The organism is Pseudoflavonifractor phocaeensis (assembly GCF_021531375.1).
Lineage (GTDB): Bacteria > Bacillota > Clostridia > Oscillospirales > Oscillospiraceae > Lawsonibacter > Lawsonibacter phocaeensis_B.
Window position 1 is genome coordinate 43,125 of record NZ_JADYTU010000013.1, and the last position, 15,059, is coordinate 58,183.

Below are 15,059 nucleotides of genomic sequence, written 5' to 3' on the forward strand. Positions count from 1 at the left end.
GGCGAAGGGGGCGAGGGCATGGTCATATATGGCGCGGGGGGCCTGACGCAGCGGCAGCAGGCCCGTCTCCTGCTGGCCCGGGCGGCAAAAGAACAGTGGGGGCTCTCTCCCCTCCCTGCTCTGGAGCAAGGCCCCCATGGAAAGCCCTTTTTTTCCGGTCTGGATGGCTTTGAATTCAATCTGACCCACAGCGGCTCTCTGGCTCTCTGCGCGCTGAGCCGGGAGCCGGTGGGGGTGGACATCCAGCTCGTCAAGTCCTGGCGGCCCGGTCTGCCCCGCCGGGTGTGTTCTGACCAGGAACTGGACTGGGTGGAACAGGGAACGGACCGGTGGGAGCGTTTCTCCCAGCTGTGGGCCCTGAAGGAGTGCCTAGTCAAGCTGCATGGTACAGGATTGACGCGCCCCATCTCCGGCATCCGGGTCCCCCTGCCTGAAACGGATGGCTCCCTTCTGGAGCAGGATGGGATCTGGTTTCGCACCTATTGCGGCGAGGGCTGGCGGGGCGCGGCCTGCGGCCTGGAAAAGCCGCCTGAGTCCATCCGATGGATCATTTTGTGAAAATTTGCTTGAAAATCCCCCTTTACAACGGGGGAAAATCCTGCTATAATAACGGAGCATCAAATGAAATGCGTCCGTAGTTCAATGGATAGAGCGTCAGATTCCGGTTCTGAATGTTGGGGGTTCGAGTCCCTTCGGGCGTACCAGAGGAAAGTCCTGTAACCACAATGGTTGCAGGACTTTTTTTGCCTCTTTTTCGAATGTTTTCCCTTGCGTTTTCCCTTATTGATCGTCTGATGGACCAGAATCCAATTGTTTAAGAAACTGGTTCATCTTGTCAGCTCCCTCCCGGCGCATCTGCGCCGTCACATGCCCATATGTATCCAGTGTGAAAGCAGCGGCATAATGTCCCAGGTTTTCCTGAACCGTCTTGATGTCACAGCCGGATTGCAGCGACAGTACGGCATAAGAGTGCCGCAAGTCATGGAAACGTAGGTTGGGCACTCCCATTGATGCGAATACCCGCTTCAGGTTGCGGTAGACGACATCGTGTTTCAGGTGTGTCCCCAGTTCGTCCGTGAACACCAGATTATCCGGATTGTTCCACGCCTCCCCTGCCGCTTTCATCATGGATGCTTGCAGGACCTTCTGTCGTTCCAAGGCTTCCACAGCCTTATCCGGCAGAACGATGAGCCGTGATTTATTGCTCTTGGGAATCGCGTATTGATAACCGCCGTGAGCGCCCCCGAGATACTGCAGCTGCCGTTTGACCATCAGAGTTTTTCGTGACAAGTCAATGTCGGACCACTGCAGGCCCAGCAGTTCGCTCTGCCGCATCCCCGTAAACAAGTCCACCAGATAGAGGAATTGAAACCGATGTCCTTCAATGGCCTTGAAGAAATCCAATACCTGCTGATCCTCCAGTACATGGATGTCCGCCTTGCTTCGCTTCGGTAAAATGGTCCGGTCAGCAGGATTTGCACTCAAATAACCACACAGCACAGCCTGATGCAATGCGCTGTGCAGTACACCGTGGACATTCTTTACCGTCTTGGGATTGACCGTTTCACCCGTAGCTGTCTTCTTGGTACTTCGAACTCCATTAATCAGCTTTTGCACCTGTACCGGGGTCAGCGCGGTGAGTTTTACCGCACCAATAGCGGGCTTGATGTGATTTTTGACCACACCTTCATAGGACTTTTTTGTATGCGGCTTTGTATTTCCCAAATACTCCGCAAGCCAAATATCCAGCCACTCGCTCACAGTGATTTTAGATGGTGCCTGATTCTTCCCCTCACTGACCTTGGCAGTGGCCTGACGCAGTTTCTCTACCACCTCCCGTTGCGTCTTGGCGGTAACGGACCGCTGGATTTGCTTTCCACTTCCCAGGTCAAAGCCCGCCGTGTAACGTCCTTCCCAGTATGTATATTCTTTCCCGTTGCGAAACACCTGCTTTTTGCGGATGCTCCCAGCTCCAGCAGCGCCGTGTCGGGTTCGGTTTTGAGATGCCATAAAGATACCTCCTGAATGACAGTGGGGCAGGTAACCCCTGCCCCACTCCTCAACTTACGCCGATGTAGTTCCGTCCACACCCAGATAGCGCAGGACCGCATGTCTGGGGATGCGGATCTGATTCCCGATGTGCAGCACCGCAATTTGCCCGGACCGCGCCAGGTCGTAGGCGCAGTTGCGGCCGATGCCCAAGAAAGCGCCGAGTTCAGGGACCGTCAGGATGGGCGGGAGCTCCTCATGCGTATAAAAAGTGTTCATATCTGTCCTCCTAATTACAGTTTTAATGCTAAACAGTAACTCACGGGTCCACATTGACAACCACAGCCCGCCCATTTGGACGTGGCCAAAGAAATTGGCCGACGTTCAGACCGTGAAGCAACTGTCGGTACAATGCCGCTTCCTCTGGGCCATCCCTGCCTATCGACCTGGCCAATCTGGAGATGTCCCGGTCCTCCGGACGGAAATGGGCCTGGAGCGCTGCTTGCCCCAGGGCATGCTCCGCTTTTTTGTCGATCCACTGGGTGCTGAACCATCCGGCCAGGTCAAACTTACGTCCTTCCCGGAGGATGCGAACGGCCATGCTTTGTTCTGACCACGAGATATTCTGGCACTCGTCCAGTGCCACTACGACAGGACAAGCAGCTGATTCCCGGGCCGTGGTGCGCTGGGTCCAAACAGCACGCAGGGTCAGCTCCACCAGGAAGGTGCGCATGCTGCCGTCCACCACCCGGGCAAAGTCCAGAACCACCAGCCCGGGATGGTTCAACTCCAGGCCAATGGGCTGATTTCCGCAATGGAGGAGGGATGCCAGCAGTTCCAGGGGCTCCCTGGCAGACAGAAGTCCTTGGCTGGGCGCCCTTGTGTGCCGCAGGAGGTCACAAAGTCCCTCCAACGTGGGAGGATTCGGATTGCTGGCCAGGTATTGCTGTGCAGCCTGCCGCAGCGCCAGAGTTGCCCGGGACCCCATACGGAAAACCCCGTGGAGCTGATGGAGCAGTTGTTGCACCCCTAATTCCACATCCAGACCGTCGCCGGACAGGAAGGGATTGATGGTGAATTCTGGACTGGTGATGTCCACGCGACGGAAAGGCAGACCGGGCGACGGTACAAACCGGCGAAAATCGCCGGAATAGTCGAATACCAACCCCAGCGCTCCCTGTTCCACTGCCTGTAGGAGCAGCTGCCTCAGGAAATAACTTTTTCCACAGCCGCTGCGACCGGTCAGACAGATATGGGGGTTGTCCATACCAGTAAAGTGCATAGGGGTACCGGAGCGGGTCCGGCCTAGATAGAAGTTAATGTTCATGGGATTCCTCCTCTAAAAGCAGCGGATCTCCCGGCAGATCAAAGGCCGATTTGACGAGCCGATAGACAGATAGATTTCTTCTCACACCGAACTTGTCCCAGATACTGATACGGGTCATAGCCGTGGCGCTGTTCACCGGCCGACCGAACATCATCCCGGCCTCACGCAACGCCCGCAAGACAGCAGGCCGACTTTGTCCCAGCTGACGACAGATGCGGCAGAAAGCGGGGGTTGTGAACGACAAGGTGCATTCATCGTAAAACACAACCATCTCTGGTAGCGGTTCTTTCCTGAGCTCCACGGTACTTGTAAACAGCTGTCCGTTTACAAGATGAGATCGGGCTACCTGTAAGAACTGGTCGGCCAAATTCCAGTTATCCTCCTTGGCGGTAGTCTGCCGCAACCCTTCTACCAGTTGGTCAGACCAATCCTGAGCCTCAAATGAGACTGGCGGCACCGAAGGGCTGCAAAATTCAAAGAACGCACTGAGGAAATCAGCCAACCCCAGCAAGATGCCCAAGGTCTTCAGGCAGTTGTCGTTCAAGGTACCGTCCAGATAGAACATGGACTGGCGCTGCCCGGAATCCAGTGCCTCGATCAGCTTGGAAATATGATCTTGGGTAAACCGCAGGAAGGCTGAAAGGTAGCCGTAGAGCCTCTCCTCCCTGAGAGAAATGTGATCCCAGGCTGAAGTGTCAAAGCCTGCGGCGGACAAGTCCAGGGTCAGACAGTCCGGAGAGCAGCTGAGGGTGCTGGCTGCGCCTGATAAAAGAGTCGGCAAAGCCTGTAGGGGCAGCTCCAGACTCTCTGTTCCATTCTTCCAAAGGACTGTACCGCTTGTCAGGGCAGACCGCAGTACGGCTGCGTTGACGGAGGCGTCAGCTGTCTGGTAAGTGTCCCGGATCAGCAGAGGTTTGTCCTTCTCCAGCAGAACCATTTGAGAAAACTTGACTGGCTTACTATCCAGCGACAGCGGTACATCAGCGCTCCAATGGAACAGCCGCGTAAGATACTGGGAAGCGGCCAGATCCTCGGTAAAAAGACACAGAGCCAGCGGGATGCGATGTCCAAGTTTCATCAGCATAGAAGTCAGAGCGGCAGCATGAAACCATAGGAACAGGAGGCACCGGTCACCCTGGTCTGAAACAGGTCGGAACTGAGACCACAATTGCTCGGCGGCCAGTGCGGCACTGGGTGGAGAGGCTGGGGATAGTTCCGTAGGCAGCTGGGTGACGATACCGGGCGAACAGGTTTTGAACCCCGGAAAGACGCAGAAAGCAAACTCTCCACTCTCCAGTTTTCTCCAGCCGGCGTAGCAGGACAACGTAAGCGACTGCAACTTCTGGCTGATGGCGGTACGCAGCAGTGCAGCGGTCTGCCGCTGAGACTGGATAAGGTCAACCTCCACGCCGGGCCACTCCTGTAAAGCCGTGAGAAGGACCTTATCATTGAAATAATCCGCCTCCTTGATGAATAGCCAGCCCGTCTCCTGTGAGATGGCGATGAGGTAGTAGGGCGGACTGGTCATGGGAGGCATGGGATGTACGTGGAAAGCTCGCTCCACAGTACGGTTCATCAAATGGACGAAGGTCCCGTTCTTCCCAGGGCTATAAGTATGCCCGTCAGATTGAGCAAGGACAGTACGATAGGCCTCCTCGGCCAGTTGCTTCTGAGTCAGCTTAGCCCGGAGCCTCTCGTTTTCGACCGCGGCACCCTGTGCTTGCGCTGCCAGCAGGCACAGGTGGTCCACATAGGCGGCTGGGACTGTAGATGGCGGCGGGCCAGGTGGTACGGAAGAATAAGGGGGGTAAGTCGGACAGGACATATCAACACCTCATTTCGATAATTGAAGGGACAGCACCCGGCAAGAGCTTTACTTATGGTAAAAACGTTTTGCTGGTTGCAATTTGATTCCCTCTATGGTTCCATAGTACACTCTCCAAATCAGAAAAAACATAAATATAGCACAAAAGAAAAAAGATGCATTGTCTGGGGCAAGTTACAGGCATGAAAAACCTCTCGCTGTGCTGCAGCGAGAGGTTGATTTAAGGATGACTAACTTTTTGAAGCCATGAATAAAAAGCAAGGAAGTAATCCCGGCACTCAGAAACGCTGTCATCCAGAATGTGTTTCAGAAGCTGACAGAGTAGAACCGTCATAATATCGGGGAGCATCTGAAGTACTTGCTCTATTGGCGGACGCGCTTGCTTATCAGAGATGTAAGTATTACATACTTTAATAGCATGAAGGATGTTTTCGGGTTTGTAGGAGGAACTAAAACCATTAAATCGATCCTCTTTGTCAAAAAACATTACTGCCGCCAATCCGTCTTGAAAAAGACGCTCTGACAGCCAATCCTGAAAATTAATAATTTCTGAATCCGAATCCCGGATGTCAGGTGTATCTGGATAGAGAACGCTACAGGCATTTTGAAGGTATTGGGAAAACATGAGAAAATATTTTCTGCTGGTCGCCGAAGCATTAGCAACGCCGTCTTTTTGAAGGGGTATTCCATCGAGGATACTCCATAACAAAGGTTCTTGGCATACGTGTTGACGAAAAAAACGCTGGGCCGCATTCAAATAGCGGATAAGATGCAAAGTCTCCTGAAAATCAGCTTCAAAGTTTTGGAAAATACCACTTATTCGATTCTGAATCGTCCAATCTATCAGATCGGTCAGATAGTTTCTTTTTTCTGTCAACGGCGCATCAGCATTTTTTTCTAAAGGGAAAAAAGTGACGCTGTCAATAATCTGCTGACAATGCCGCCGACATTGGTCTGTAATGTAAGAATTCAGTTCTTCTTCCGTCAGCTCATATCCCGTAAATGCCAAATAATCATGCAGCGTTTTATAAGCATCTTCCATTGGGGATGGAGACAATTTCTCTGTCAAGTGCCGGAGGTAGGCGTCACGGCTGGCTGTCATTAACACTTGGTTAGAACCGGGAGCGTTGAGCGCTCGGAATGCCCGCTCCATGGAAGTTCTTTCATCCACCTGAGAATTGTAGACTTGGTATACCGCCTGGCTGTTGCCCCCGGACCTCTTTCTAACTCGGCCGGAAAGCAGCTGTTCCAGTATTCCCTGCAGTTCTTGTTCCGCTTTCTGCGCTTCCTTTGGAGAATTCTTTGGTTGGCTGCTGAGATAAAAGATAGCGTTGTCCATCTGTTGCAGGCAGTCCAAGAGAACTTGCGCCTGCATCTCAAAAGGAACCTGCTGTGCAAGCTTCCGAAGTATTTGATACTTGGGAAGCAACTGTGTCTCCCATATATCTTCCAGTACTGCGCGGTTAAAAGTATTGTTATAAAACAAGGTTCGTCGATAAAAATCATTCACAACCCGATTCGAGGTATCGGAGCTTGACGTAATTTGTTGGCACAGCGCCTGACATAGTTCAGTAGTAAATTGCCGTTTGGTTGATTCTGAAACGTTTTCAGGCCTATTAATAATCCTCCGATATTCCGTTGATTTCTGTGTTATTTGGTAAAAGGCAGACAAGAACCGGGCAGTTTCCGCGGGAACGGGAATCACTTCATCTCCATCTTCTGCATGCTCTGACTTCACTTCTGAAGTACATAGCTGTTTCAAAAGAATCGGTTTTAAACAATCAATACCGAGTACTTTTCGGGCAGTGCGTACATCACAGCCCGCCAATGCTGCAAATTCATTGTCCGAGTAATCGATAGGGAAAATCCGGGCGCTTCTGCCTACTTTATAATAAGTGAACATACCGTTTTTATTCTGTTCATCCATCGCAACAGTCTCCTTTGGTGTACTAGTTCTATAGTAATCACCAGAGTTATGTTGTGCAAGGATAATGTGCAGTAATTTTTTATCACGGAAGGAACAATAAAATAAAGGAAGCGCATACAAAAACGCTTCCTTGCAATCTCTTTCATAGAAGAGGCTTAGTTGATATTAAGATCTTTGCTTTATCCTTTGATGTAGTAATTTGATAATCATTATATCCAATCTAATATATCATAAGATGTACATTATATATTTACATAATAGTTCATTGAATTTTCTCTTATTACACACAGGAGGTACCATATATGGACAGAAAAACCAAATCCAAACCAGTGACCTTTCGACTTACGGCTCAGGAATATGAAGGCCTTAAACAGGCCGCCAAAGACAACGGACTATCTGTCAGTCATTACGTGACGCAGCATGTAATGGCTAGCAAAGGTCTGACGTTGGATCAGATCAGAACCATTTACCACCAGCTACTTAAGATCAAAGATTATGTACAAATGGAACCCCAATCAAAGTTTGCATCAGAAATACAGGCGGAGTGTGACGTAATATGGCAGTACTTAAAGTAACTGAAAACCCTTGCAACACCGAGTTAGCGCTTCAGAATTTATGTACATACATTATTGATGAAAAAAAGACAGCCGGAATGATCGGTGGGCGTGGCATCCGGCCCCTTTATGCGTTTGAAGACATGCTCCAGGCCCAGCAGCTCTGGAGGAAAGAGTATGGACGCAGGGCATATCATATCGTTCTCTCTTTTGATGACATGGAAGTCATCATGCCATCAGAAGCCATGGACATTGCGCTGCTGGTATCATCCTTGTTTTTTCCTACCTATCAGGTTCTCTTCGGAGTCCATACCGGACAGGAACATTTACATATTCATTTTGCCATCAACACCGTATCACTGGCAGATGGAAGGAAGTTACATCTGGACTATCAGGCACTTGGTGCACTGCGGGAGACAGCGAATCAAATCACGCAACAGTATGGGATATACACAGTCTTGGAATAGTGCTGATGCTAAGTTTTCTGCAGGGGGCTCTGATTTCGATCCTCTGGCACACTGTTTTCATTCCCCATTTCCAAAAAGTTAGCACGGAACCAAAGAATTTTAAAGGTGGACGCTATCATTCTCTAAGGAAGAACCATAACGTCCACCTTTACCTACAGGGAACAAGCGCAATCTGATTGTCAGCGTTTTTCGCTTTGCGTATCTGATTCTATCAGTTTGACCTCGATTAGATCCAGAACTTCTTGAATACGCTTACCGCGACGAATAACCAGATAGCGGTTGAGATGTTCCTGAGCAGCAGCCTTGTACTGCTCTGCCAGGTCCCGGACGTCATCCCTCAGGTCGAAATAGGCCCGGGAGCCGTCATAGGTATAACGGGCGAAAGCTGCTTCCAACACACGCCAGAAACCGTCCTCCAGCCCCATGTTATCACTTTCCACCTGGATTTGCTCCGCGTAATAGGAGAAGGGGCGCAGCTTATAAGCGTGTTCGTTCTGGAGTTCCGCATCCAAAGCATTTTGCATCTCCTGCTGAAACGTTCCGAAGTCCAACAAGGCCTGGATCTCCCCAAGTTCCTGCTGGATGGCTTTGTGTGCAGACAGCAGCCGGACGCAGTGCTTGGCTTGGGCAAAGCTGTCCTCCAGATTATGGACCAGATTTTGATAGACCTGCTGGCTGAAGTTTACGGAGCTTTTCAGCTTCAGATGGTCCTGGGCTTCCTGGTAGGCTTGCTTCAGGACAGCCTCTCCCTGGCGGCGGCATGTCTGCTTAGACAGGACTCCGTCTGTTTCAGTATTGTAGGTATCGCTGGCTAACAGACGGATGTCTTCATGACATGCGGCAGATGTCCGTTCCCATTTCTCGGTGATACCCCAGAGCTTGCGGAAAGCGTCCGGGAGTTGGGCCGCAAACCCTGTCCGCACCGTTTCCGGTGCTTCCTCCTCGTCGTCTTCGTCATCGTCGTTCTCCGCCGACGCCTTGGCTGCTTCATAAATGCGGCGGAAGGACTGCCTCAACTCGGAAATGGGGTTAGAAAGTGCTTCTCCATCGTCCGGATCCTCCTCAGCGCCCAGAGTTTCACGGTCCAAATATTCTTCCGACATGGTAAAACCTCCTTAATATCGTTTTCTAGATCCAGTATATCAGGCAAGGGGGACAGTCATTGTCACTCCACATATTTTGCAAAAAAATTAGGATGGGCCAGGAAACTCCTGACCCATCCTGCGAGGCTCTTACTTCTTTCTGGTGCGAAGCAGGTTCTTATAGCCCCGACTTACAAGATATACGCTGGCTCCCAGGACGGCACCCTCAGCAAACTGAGCCAACGGTGTGGCCGCGACGGCAATAAAGATAGGCATAACTGATTCCTCCTTGTTGATTTTAAGATTTGGCGGTGCTGTGCTCGGATTCCATCAGGCAGAGTACGCCCAATGTGATGACAAAGCCTGCAAGGGTCCATTCCATTCAAACCACCTCCTTGACCTTTCGGTAAAATGTGCTGGGCTTCAGGTCCAGCCGTTTCATAGCCTCCACGGCGGTGATCTCACCTTGCCGCCACAGAGAGACTACCTGATCAAAGTTGGGCCGCTGGATGGGTTTGCGGCCCTTGTAGATGCCGTTGGCCTTGGCAATGGCGATTCCCTCCTGCTGGCGCTGGAGAATGTATTCCCGCTCCAGCTCTGCCACGGCCCCGAAGATGGTCAGCATGAACTTGCCTGTGGGCGTGGAGGTGTCTATGGCCTCCTTCTGAGAGACAAATTCCACCTGTTTTTCGGTCAACTGCTCCACCAGTTCCAGCAGATCCCTGGTATTCCTGGCAAAGCGGCTGATGGACTCCACCACCACCGTATCGCCTTTCCTCACATATTCCATCATCTTCTGGAGCTCCGGCCTCTGGGCATTCTTGCCGCTGGCCTTGTCGATGTAAAGTTCATCCACACCCAAGTTCTCCATCATCCGCTCCTGGCGGATGGTGTTCTGTTCCTGGGTACTGACCCGGACATATCCGATTTTCAAGGTAACATCTCCTTCCCGTATATTTTTCTGTGCGAGGTGGACCATAATGGCATCGTCCCTTGACACTTTGAATAAAATGTAGTACAGTTGCACTACAAGGAGGGCTTTGTTATGGCGATGGATGCGACAGTACAGATCCGCATGAACGGAGAACTGAAAACACAGGTGGAGGAGCTCTACCGCGGTCTGGGGACTTCTTTTGCAGAAGCGGTCCGCATTTTTGCCCAGCAGAGCCTCCGTGAGGGCGGGATGCCCTTCCGCCCGACGCTGAAGACCTGGGAGGAACTGACCGCCCAGGAGATCGACGCCAAGCTGTCCAGGAGCGAAGGGGACATTGCAGAAGGTCGGCTGTACTCCCAGGAGGACCTGGATCTTCGGATGAAGGAGCGGTTCTCTCATGGACGAAATTCAGCGGTATAGGGTCATCTACACGGAGACGGCCATCCGGGACATTGAGGAAAAGGCAGACTATATCGCGGCACAGTTCCGGGCCCCGGAGTTGGCCGAGACCTGGTACCTGCGGCTACGGGCTGAGATCCAACGGAATCTGTCCACCTTCCCACGAAAGTACCCGGTCTATCACGTAGAGCCCTGGGAATCCAAAGACGTCCGGCTGTTCACTGCCCGGAATGATGTGGTGCTGTACAGCGTGGACGATCAGGAACATGCGGTGTACATCCGGGGCGTGTGTACCAGGGGTCGCGACCTGGCCGCTCATCTTGACCAAGAAGATCAATAATAGACGGGGAGTCCCAATAGGGTGGTAATGAGTTCCGGCACGTCCCGGAATTCGGATTTCGACCCTATTGGGATATCTTTTTGTTCTCTCACAAGGGTATAGTCTATTGACAAGGTTTTAAAGCTCGCCCGCATACAGCATCTCCTCCACATCATCAGTCGTAAAGCCATCGGACAGCAGGGAGTCCACATAACTGGGGGAAAAGCCGTAGAAAGCGGCTACTGCCTTCAACTCCCGCAGATATTCCTTGTTGGCATCGGACTTTTCGGAATTGTACGGCCTTGGAGCAGGATCATACCAAAAGGACCGTGGATAATACCACCGCTGGACCAGATTGATCGTGTCAAACTCACTGCGGCTTTGGTGTCCCTTGGCATCGATCTTCAGCAGTTCCCCACACAGGACCTTGACCGTGACGGCTTTGCCCAGATGAAAGGGAATCCGTAGTAGCGCCGATGTCAAGATTTCCTCCGTGGAGGCATAGAGGTACACCCCTGTCTCCGGGTAGTGATAGATGCAAAGGGGATTGTCCCCTTTGACGAAGTACAGATTGTCCCGGTCATCCAGTACGGTAAAAGAGAAGGAGCCCTCCACCTGCTCAGCCATGTATCTCAGGCTGTCAAAGGTGAGGGCTCCTTGCTGTTGGAGCATTTGGACCGCCACAAAGCTGTCTGTCTCAATATTGGTCAGAGGCAACTTTTGTGTAGTCCGGAGCAAACCGTCATTGTACAGCACTCCGTTATGGGCCAGGGCAAAGGACTGGCTTCCCGCTCTGGCCTGGAAGGGGTGGTTGTTGTAGTTGCGCCGTGCATCCCCCTGAGTGGTCATTCTGGTGTGTCCCATTACCACCAGGGCGTCTTCCGGGATATGGAACCGGACCTTGTGGGCGGGCAAGGGCCGCTTGAAGACATGTAACTTTCCACCTGAATTGTAGGCAATCCCGGTGGCGTCGGTGCCCCGAGCCTCACTGACCGCGGCCAGGCCACGAAGAATCTTGGCCCGCTGCTTCCCGGTGAAACGATGCTCCGGGTCGAGCATTCCGAAGAGACAGCACATTACAGCTCTACCTCCGTTTCCACAGGCTCATTGATATACAGCCGCCGCTCTTTCAGGTACTGAATCAGCTCAGGCTTCGTACATCCGGAGACGAAGGTGGTCCAGGATATGGCCTTGAGTTCTTCGTCGGACAAACAAAGCGCCACATCACAGATCCTGTCAACGAGCTGCAATGTGGCGATCAGGGTGTTGAGTTTTAAGGTCCCTCGGAAGATACGGAATTCTATGGTGTCCTCGTTGGTCAGGTTGACGCAGGTGTACCGCCCGGCCCCGTACCCTTTCTTAGCGTGGTCCAGGATGTCACGAGGCTGCTCCTTGTAACCATACCGAGCTGCCCAGCGTTCCAGTTGCCGCGGCGTCCTTCGGCTGAACTTCAGCAGTTCCTCCCAATGCTTCTCAAAGAAGTAGAGGATTCGCGCAATGACTGTGTCCTGTTCCTCCTCAGTAATTCCAAATGCGGCACGGCTCACATGGACGTGCAGCCCGCAGGTAGAGGCCTGGTGGGATTGATAGCCCAACCGCACCGCTTCTTTCAGAACGGCGGCCCAGGGCATTTCCTTCTGGTGAAAGTTCAGGGACATAGGGTGGCTAACCAGTTCAAATCCATCGTCCAGAGAGCCGTCATGCTTGCAGTACAGCAGTTCCGAACCACCTCTGTTTGCCACGTCCAGAATTTTTGACGCCTTGCTGTCCAGTTCCCCCGCTCCGTCAATCTCCAGCTCGACGCCCATGTAGCGGGGACCTTCTCCATGGAAAATAGGTTCCGGTTTATAATAGTAGTCGTTGATCCCCTTGGGTGAGGCGTAGTAGCAGGAGTTGCAGTAGGGATACTCCTCATCCTCGTCGGAGTCCTGGTAGAAGGCCTCGGACCGCCTGAGAAGCATACCGCAGCGGGTGCAGGTGGTGTAATAGTCATCAAAGCAGGTCTGACATAAGGGATGCATATCTGTCCCCACATTGTTCTCCCGCAGGATTCGTTCTCCACACACCCGACAAAGCGTGGTGCGCTCCACCAGGCAGTCTGGGCACAGTTCTTTGCCGTCAAAGGTAATCTGTTTGCTGATGGGGTGTTCCCTGCCGCAGTTGGAACAGAGAAAGGTTTCCGACATCGTAAATTCCTCCTTACAAAGTTTGCCCCCGGAACACTTCTGCTCCGAGGGCTCATTTTAATAGTATGCAATTACAAAAGGAGGCTCTGACGAATGTCCGCGAATATGATCTCACATTAGAATACGCATCCATTTCCCGTATTAAATGATATCTCCCCTACTTTTCCTACAGGATAGCCCTCCATTTACAGGAAAAATCCGCCCGTTTGGTGACAAATCAAACAGGATTCAAAGAACATCACAGTAAATCAAGCCAAAGAGGAGGCTATCACGACATGGAATCTTTCATCACGAATCCTGAGCTTCAGGAACAGATCAGACAGATTAGACAATGTCCGGAGATACTTGAACACACCGGAGACTACTGGACCGAGGAGGAGCGGGAACAGCTCTGCAAATTGTACCGGGAGGGAGTGGGAATCTCGGAGATTGCCATAAAGCTCCAGCGGGCTGAGTCTGCCATTATTATGCAGCTCACTGACTTGGGCGAGATCCGCCGCAGCAGACGCACACGGGCCTTGAAAAAAGGAAAATGCCTGTGTGAGAATTGCAGCCGGGGCCCGGAACACCCCAGCTGCCCCAGATGTGAGAAAGGGAGATGTGCCAATGCTGGAGAGTTATGATGACATCCTCACAGTGGATGAAGCCTGTGAGGCCCTCAAAATCGGAAAAAATGCGCTGTACGATCTGCTGAACACCGGGACGTTAAAGGCCATGCGGAATGGCCGGGTGTGGCGGATACCCAAAACCGCTGTTCAAGAGTACGTCGTCAAGGCCGCGGGGATCAGGACACCATGATTTTTGACCGTTATTTTGTAGAAAATGATAAGCTGGACACTCAGTGTCCAGCTTATATGGTACAATAAGGATGCGTACAGAATATCCAGTCCATTCACACATCACTGGGATCAAATTGAAGGAACTTATCCGAAACTTTGTGTAAACCTCCAATGTGGTGTAGAATAGAAGCACCACATTGGAGGTTGGGTCAGTCCCAAATTTTGTGTAAACACTGCCGGGCAGTGCAAAATAGAGCCAAAATAATATAAGGCGGGAGCGGCGTGAACCGCTCCCCGTCAAGAGGACAGTGAAAAAATATAAAATTTTCCCGGCCAGCAGCCTGTAGGTTGCTGGCCGCTTTTTATGCGGTGAGGCACAACTGGTACTTCTCCATCGGTGTCAGCACGCCCAGATTTCGCTGAACTCTCCTGGTGTTGTAATAATGGATGTAGTTCTCTATCATCTGCACAAGCTCCTGCTTGCTGGTAAAGCGCCTGCCGTAATAGCGTTCCCGTTTCAGGATACCCCAGAAGCCTTCCATGGGGCCATTGTCAATGCAGTGAGCCACACGGGACATACTCTGCGTCATTCCGGCCTGTACAAGTTTTTGGTGGAATGCTCGGCTTGTGTATTGGAAGCCTCTGTCACTGTGGAACAGAGGATGTGCGTCCGGGTTGCCCTTAACAGCCCTGTCAAAGGTTTTGAATACGAGAGGATTGTCGTTGCGCTCACTCAGCGCATAGGACACGATGCGCCGGTCACAGAGATCCAGAATAGCGCTCAGGTAGAGCTTATGAACCTCCACACCCTCAGACCATTTGAACTCTGTCACATCAGTAAGCCACTTCTCATTGGGCTTTTCAGCGTAAAATTGGCGGCTCAGCAGGTTTTCGGCAAGATACTGAGGATTCTTGGCCCGCCTGGTACAGCTGTGATTATTGTATTTCACAGTAGACCGTATATCTCTGGCCCGGCAGATCCGCAGCACTCTCTTGTCATTGACATGGATGCCATAATCATGGCGCAGATCGTCATTCAGTCTCCGGTAGCCTTTATCCGGGCTTTCCGCATGGATTTTTTCAATTTTGTCAGCTAACTGCTCGTTCTCCGCAACTCTCTGGCTCTGCATCCCGCAAGTCCATTTGTGGTAAGCAGAACGGGCTGTATGCAGCAACTTGCAGGGTGCCGTCAAGAGTTGGACCTGTTGACAAAAGCAAAAATTCTGCCGAAACCCACAGGCTTTCAGGCAGAACATTGGAACTGGAGATAG

The 15,059-nt window shown here is 51.8% G+C and carries 18 protein-coding genes and 1 tRNA gene; 8 read left to right on the forward strand and 11 right to left on the reverse strand.

The window, feature by feature from the left end:
- The first annotated feature begins 18 nt into the window (after positions 1-18).
- Both I6E39_RS06190 and I6E39_RS06195 read left to right on the forward strand, forming a co-directional pair.
- Positions 19-558 carry a 4'-phosphopantetheinyl transferase family protein gene (locus tag I6E39_RS06190; RefSeq protein WP_235380737.1) on the forward strand — a complete coding sequence of 180 codons (540 nt, stop codon included), beginning with the start codon at positions 19-21 and terminating at the stop codon, positions 556-558.
- 70 nt (positions 559-628) lie between these two features.
- Positions 629-704 (forward strand) — tRNA-Arg (locus I6E39_RS06195).
- Between the two features lie 76 nt (positions 705-780).
- On the opposite strand, the gene I6E39_RS06200 is transcribed toward I6E39_RS06195, so the two are convergent.
- From I6E39_RS06200 to I6E39_RS06220, 5 genes are all read right to left on the reverse strand, one after another.
- Positions 781-2,010 (reverse strand): tyrosine-type recombinase/integrase, encoded by a 1,230-nt coding sequence (locus I6E39_RS06200; RefSeq protein WP_235380738.1) that lies wholly within the window; start codon positions 2,008-2,010, stop codon positions 781-783.
- Positions 2,011-2,064: 54 nt separating this feature from the next.
- The gene (locus I6E39_RS06205; RefSeq protein ID WP_235380739.1) at positions 2,065-2,268 is read right to left on the reverse strand and encodes a helix-turn-helix domain-containing protein; all 204 of its coding nucleotides are present in this window, start codon (positions 2,266-2,268) and stop codon (positions 2,065-2,067) included.
- A gap of 40 nt (positions 2,269-2,308) precedes the next feature.
- Complete coding sequence (locus I6E39_RS06210; protein WP_235380740.1) at positions 2,309-3,316, reverse strand: ATP-binding protein; 1,008 nt, start codon at positions 3,314-3,316, stop codon at positions 2,309-2,311.
- Positions 3,306-5,141 (reverse strand): hypothetical protein, encoded by a 1,836-nt coding sequence (locus tag I6E39_RS06215; RefSeq protein WP_235380741.1) that lies wholly within the window; start codon positions 5,139-5,141, stop codon positions 3,306-3,308. The genes I6E39_RS06210 and I6E39_RS06215 overlap by 11 nt, the downstream gene beginning before the upstream one ends.
- Positions 5,142-5,361: 220 nt before the next feature.
- On the reverse strand, positions 5,362-7,068 hold the full coding sequence (locus I6E39_RS06220; RefSeq protein ID WP_235380742.1) for a hypothetical protein: 1,707 nt from the start codon (positions 7,066-7,068) through the stop codon (positions 5,362-5,364).
- Positions 7,069-7,370: 302 nt separating this feature from the next.
- Here I6E39_RS06220 and I6E39_RS06225 point away from each other — a divergent pair, with 302 nt between their 5' ends.
- Positions 7,371-7,643, forward strand: a complete 273-nt coding sequence (locus I6E39_RS06225; protein WP_235380743.1) for a plasmid mobilization protein — start codon at positions 7,371-7,373, stop codon at positions 7,641-7,643.
- Positions 7,625-8,089, forward strand: a complete 465-nt coding sequence (locus I6E39_RS06230) for a relaxase/mobilization nuclease domain-containing protein (protein WP_235380744.1) — start codon at positions 7,625-7,627, stop codon at positions 8,087-8,089. Before I6E39_RS06225 ends, I6E39_RS06230 begins: the two co-directional genes overlap by 19 nt.
- 179 nt (positions 8,090-8,268) lie before the next feature.
- On the opposite strand, the gene I6E39_RS06235 is transcribed toward I6E39_RS06230, so the two are convergent.
- From I6E39_RS06235 to I6E39_RS06240, 3 genes are all read right to left on the reverse strand, one after another.
- Positions 8,269-9,192: a hypothetical protein gene (locus tag I6E39_RS06235; protein ID WP_235380745.1), complete on the reverse strand. Its 924-nt coding sequence runs from the start codon at positions 9,190-9,192 to the stop codon at positions 8,269-8,271.
- Between the two features lie 129 nt (positions 9,193-9,321).
- Entirely contained in the window at positions 9,322-9,447 is a 126-nt protein-coding gene (locus I6E39_RS11080) for a hypothetical protein (protein WP_268842211.1), read from the reverse strand.
- A gap of 106 nt (positions 9,448-9,553) precedes the next feature.
- Entirely contained in the window at positions 9,554-10,105 is a 552-nt protein-coding gene (locus tag I6E39_RS06240; protein ID WP_235380746.1) for a recombinase family protein, read from the reverse strand.
- Between the two features lie 111 nt (positions 10,106-10,216).
- Between I6E39_RS06240 and I6E39_RS06245 the strand changes: the two genes are divergently transcribed.
- Together I6E39_RS06245 and I6E39_RS06250 are read left to right on the forward strand one after the other, a co-directional pair.
- Complete coding sequence (locus tag I6E39_RS06245) at positions 10,217-10,525, forward strand: type II toxin-antitoxin system RelB/DinJ family antitoxin (protein WP_235380747.1); 309 nt, start codon at positions 10,217-10,219, stop codon at positions 10,523-10,525.
- Entirely contained in the window at positions 10,503-10,844 is a 342-nt protein-coding gene (locus tag I6E39_RS06250) for a type II toxin-antitoxin system RelE/ParE family toxin (protein WP_235380748.1), read from the forward strand. The genes I6E39_RS06245 and I6E39_RS06250 overlap by 23 nt, the downstream gene beginning before the upstream one ends.
- Before the next feature lie 117 nt (positions 10,845-10,961).
- On the opposite strand, the gene I6E39_RS06255 is transcribed toward I6E39_RS06250, so the two are convergent.
- Both I6E39_RS06255 and I6E39_RS06260 read right to left on the reverse strand, forming a co-directional pair.
- Entirely contained in the window at positions 10,962-11,900 is a 939-nt protein-coding gene (locus I6E39_RS06255; RefSeq protein ID WP_235380749.1) for a class II glutamine amidotransferase, read from the reverse strand.
- Positions 11,900-13,009: an amidoligase family protein gene (locus I6E39_RS06260; protein WP_235380750.1), complete on the reverse strand. Its 1,110-nt coding sequence runs from the start codon at positions 13,007-13,009 to the stop codon at positions 11,900-11,902. Before I6E39_RS06260 ends, I6E39_RS06255 begins: the two co-directional genes overlap by 1 nt.
- Before the next feature lie 275 nt (positions 13,010-13,284).
- On the opposite strand from I6E39_RS06260, the gene I6E39_RS06265 reads away from it, so the two are divergent.
- Both I6E39_RS06265 and I6E39_RS06270 read left to right on the forward strand, forming a co-directional pair.
- A complete protein-coding gene (locus I6E39_RS06265) occupies positions 13,285-13,632 on the forward strand; it encodes a hypothetical protein (protein WP_235380751.1) in 348 nt (115 codons plus the stop codon).
- Positions 13,616-13,807 (forward strand): helix-turn-helix domain-containing protein, encoded by a 192-nt coding sequence (locus tag I6E39_RS06270; RefSeq protein ID WP_235380752.1) that lies wholly within the window; start codon positions 13,616-13,618, stop codon positions 13,805-13,807. The genes I6E39_RS06265 and I6E39_RS06270 overlap by 17 nt, the downstream gene beginning before the upstream one ends.
- Positions 13,808-14,150: 343 nt before the next feature.
- On the opposite strand, the gene I6E39_RS06275 is transcribed toward I6E39_RS06270, so the two are convergent.
- Positions 14,151-15,059, reverse strand: a 909-nt coding sequence (locus I6E39_RS06275) for an IS3 family transposase (protein ID WP_235380753.1), incomplete at its 5' end; no start/stop codon positions are given.

Bases quoted from the DNA above. Each gene is read 5' to 3' on its own strand.
- I6E39_RS06190 (WP_235380737.1), top strand. From the start codon at position 19: ATGGTCATATATGGCGCGGGGGGCCTGACGCAGCGGCAGCAGGCCCGT.
- I6E39_RS06200 (WP_235380738.1), bottom strand. From the start codon at position 2,010: ATGGCATCTCAAAACCGAACCCGACACGGCGCTGCTGGAGCTGGGAGC.
- I6E39_RS06205 (WP_235380739.1), bottom strand. From the start codon at position 2,268: ATGAACACTTTTTATACGCATGAGGAGCTCCCGCCCATCCTGACGGTC.
- I6E39_RS06210 (WP_235380740.1), bottom strand. From the start codon at position 3,316: ATGAACATTAACTTCTATCTAGGCCGGACCCGCTCCGGTACCCCTATG.
- I6E39_RS06215 (WP_235380741.1), bottom strand. From the start codon at position 5,141: ATGTCCTGTCCGACTTACCCCCCTTATTCTTCCGTACCACCTGGCCCG.
- I6E39_RS06220 (WP_235380742.1), bottom strand. From the start codon at position 7,068: ATGGATGAACAGAATAAAAACGGTATGTTCACTTATTATAAAGTAGGC.
- I6E39_RS06225 (WP_235380743.1), top strand. From the start codon at position 7,371: ATGGACAGAAAAACCAAATCCAAACCAGTGACCTTTCGACTTACGGCT.
- I6E39_RS06230 (WP_235380744.1), top strand. From the start codon at position 7,625: ATGGCAGTACTTAAAGTAACTGAAAACCCTTGCAACACCGAGTTAGCG.
- I6E39_RS06235 (WP_235380745.1), bottom strand. From the start codon at position 9,192: ATGTCGGAAGAATATTTGGACCGTGAAACTCTGGGCGCTGAGGAGGAT.
- I6E39_RS11080 (WP_268842211.1), bottom strand. From the start codon at position 9,447: ATGCCTATCTTTATTGCCGTCGCGGCCACACCGTTGGCTCAGTTTGCT.
- I6E39_RS06245 (WP_235380747.1), top strand. From the start codon at position 10,217: ATGGCGATGGATGCGACAGTACAGATCCGCATGAACGGAGAACTGAAA.
- I6E39_RS06250 (WP_235380748.1), top strand. From the start codon at position 10,503: ATGGACGAAATTCAGCGGTATAGGGTCATCTACACGGAGACGGCCATC.
- I6E39_RS06255 (WP_235380749.1), bottom strand. From the start codon at position 11,900: ATGTGCTGTCTCTTCGGAATGCTCGACCCGGAGCATCGTTTCACCGGG.
- I6E39_RS06260 (WP_235380750.1), bottom strand. From the start codon at position 13,009: ATGTCGGAAACCTTTCTCTGTTCCAACTGCGGCAGGGAACACCCCATC.
- I6E39_RS06265 (WP_235380751.1), top strand. From the start codon at position 13,285: ATGGAATCTTTCATCACGAATCCTGAGCTTCAGGAACAGATCAGACAG.
- I6E39_RS06270 (WP_235380752.1), top strand. From the start codon at position 13,616: ATGCTGGAGAGTTATGATGACATCCTCACAGTGGATGAAGCCTGTGAG.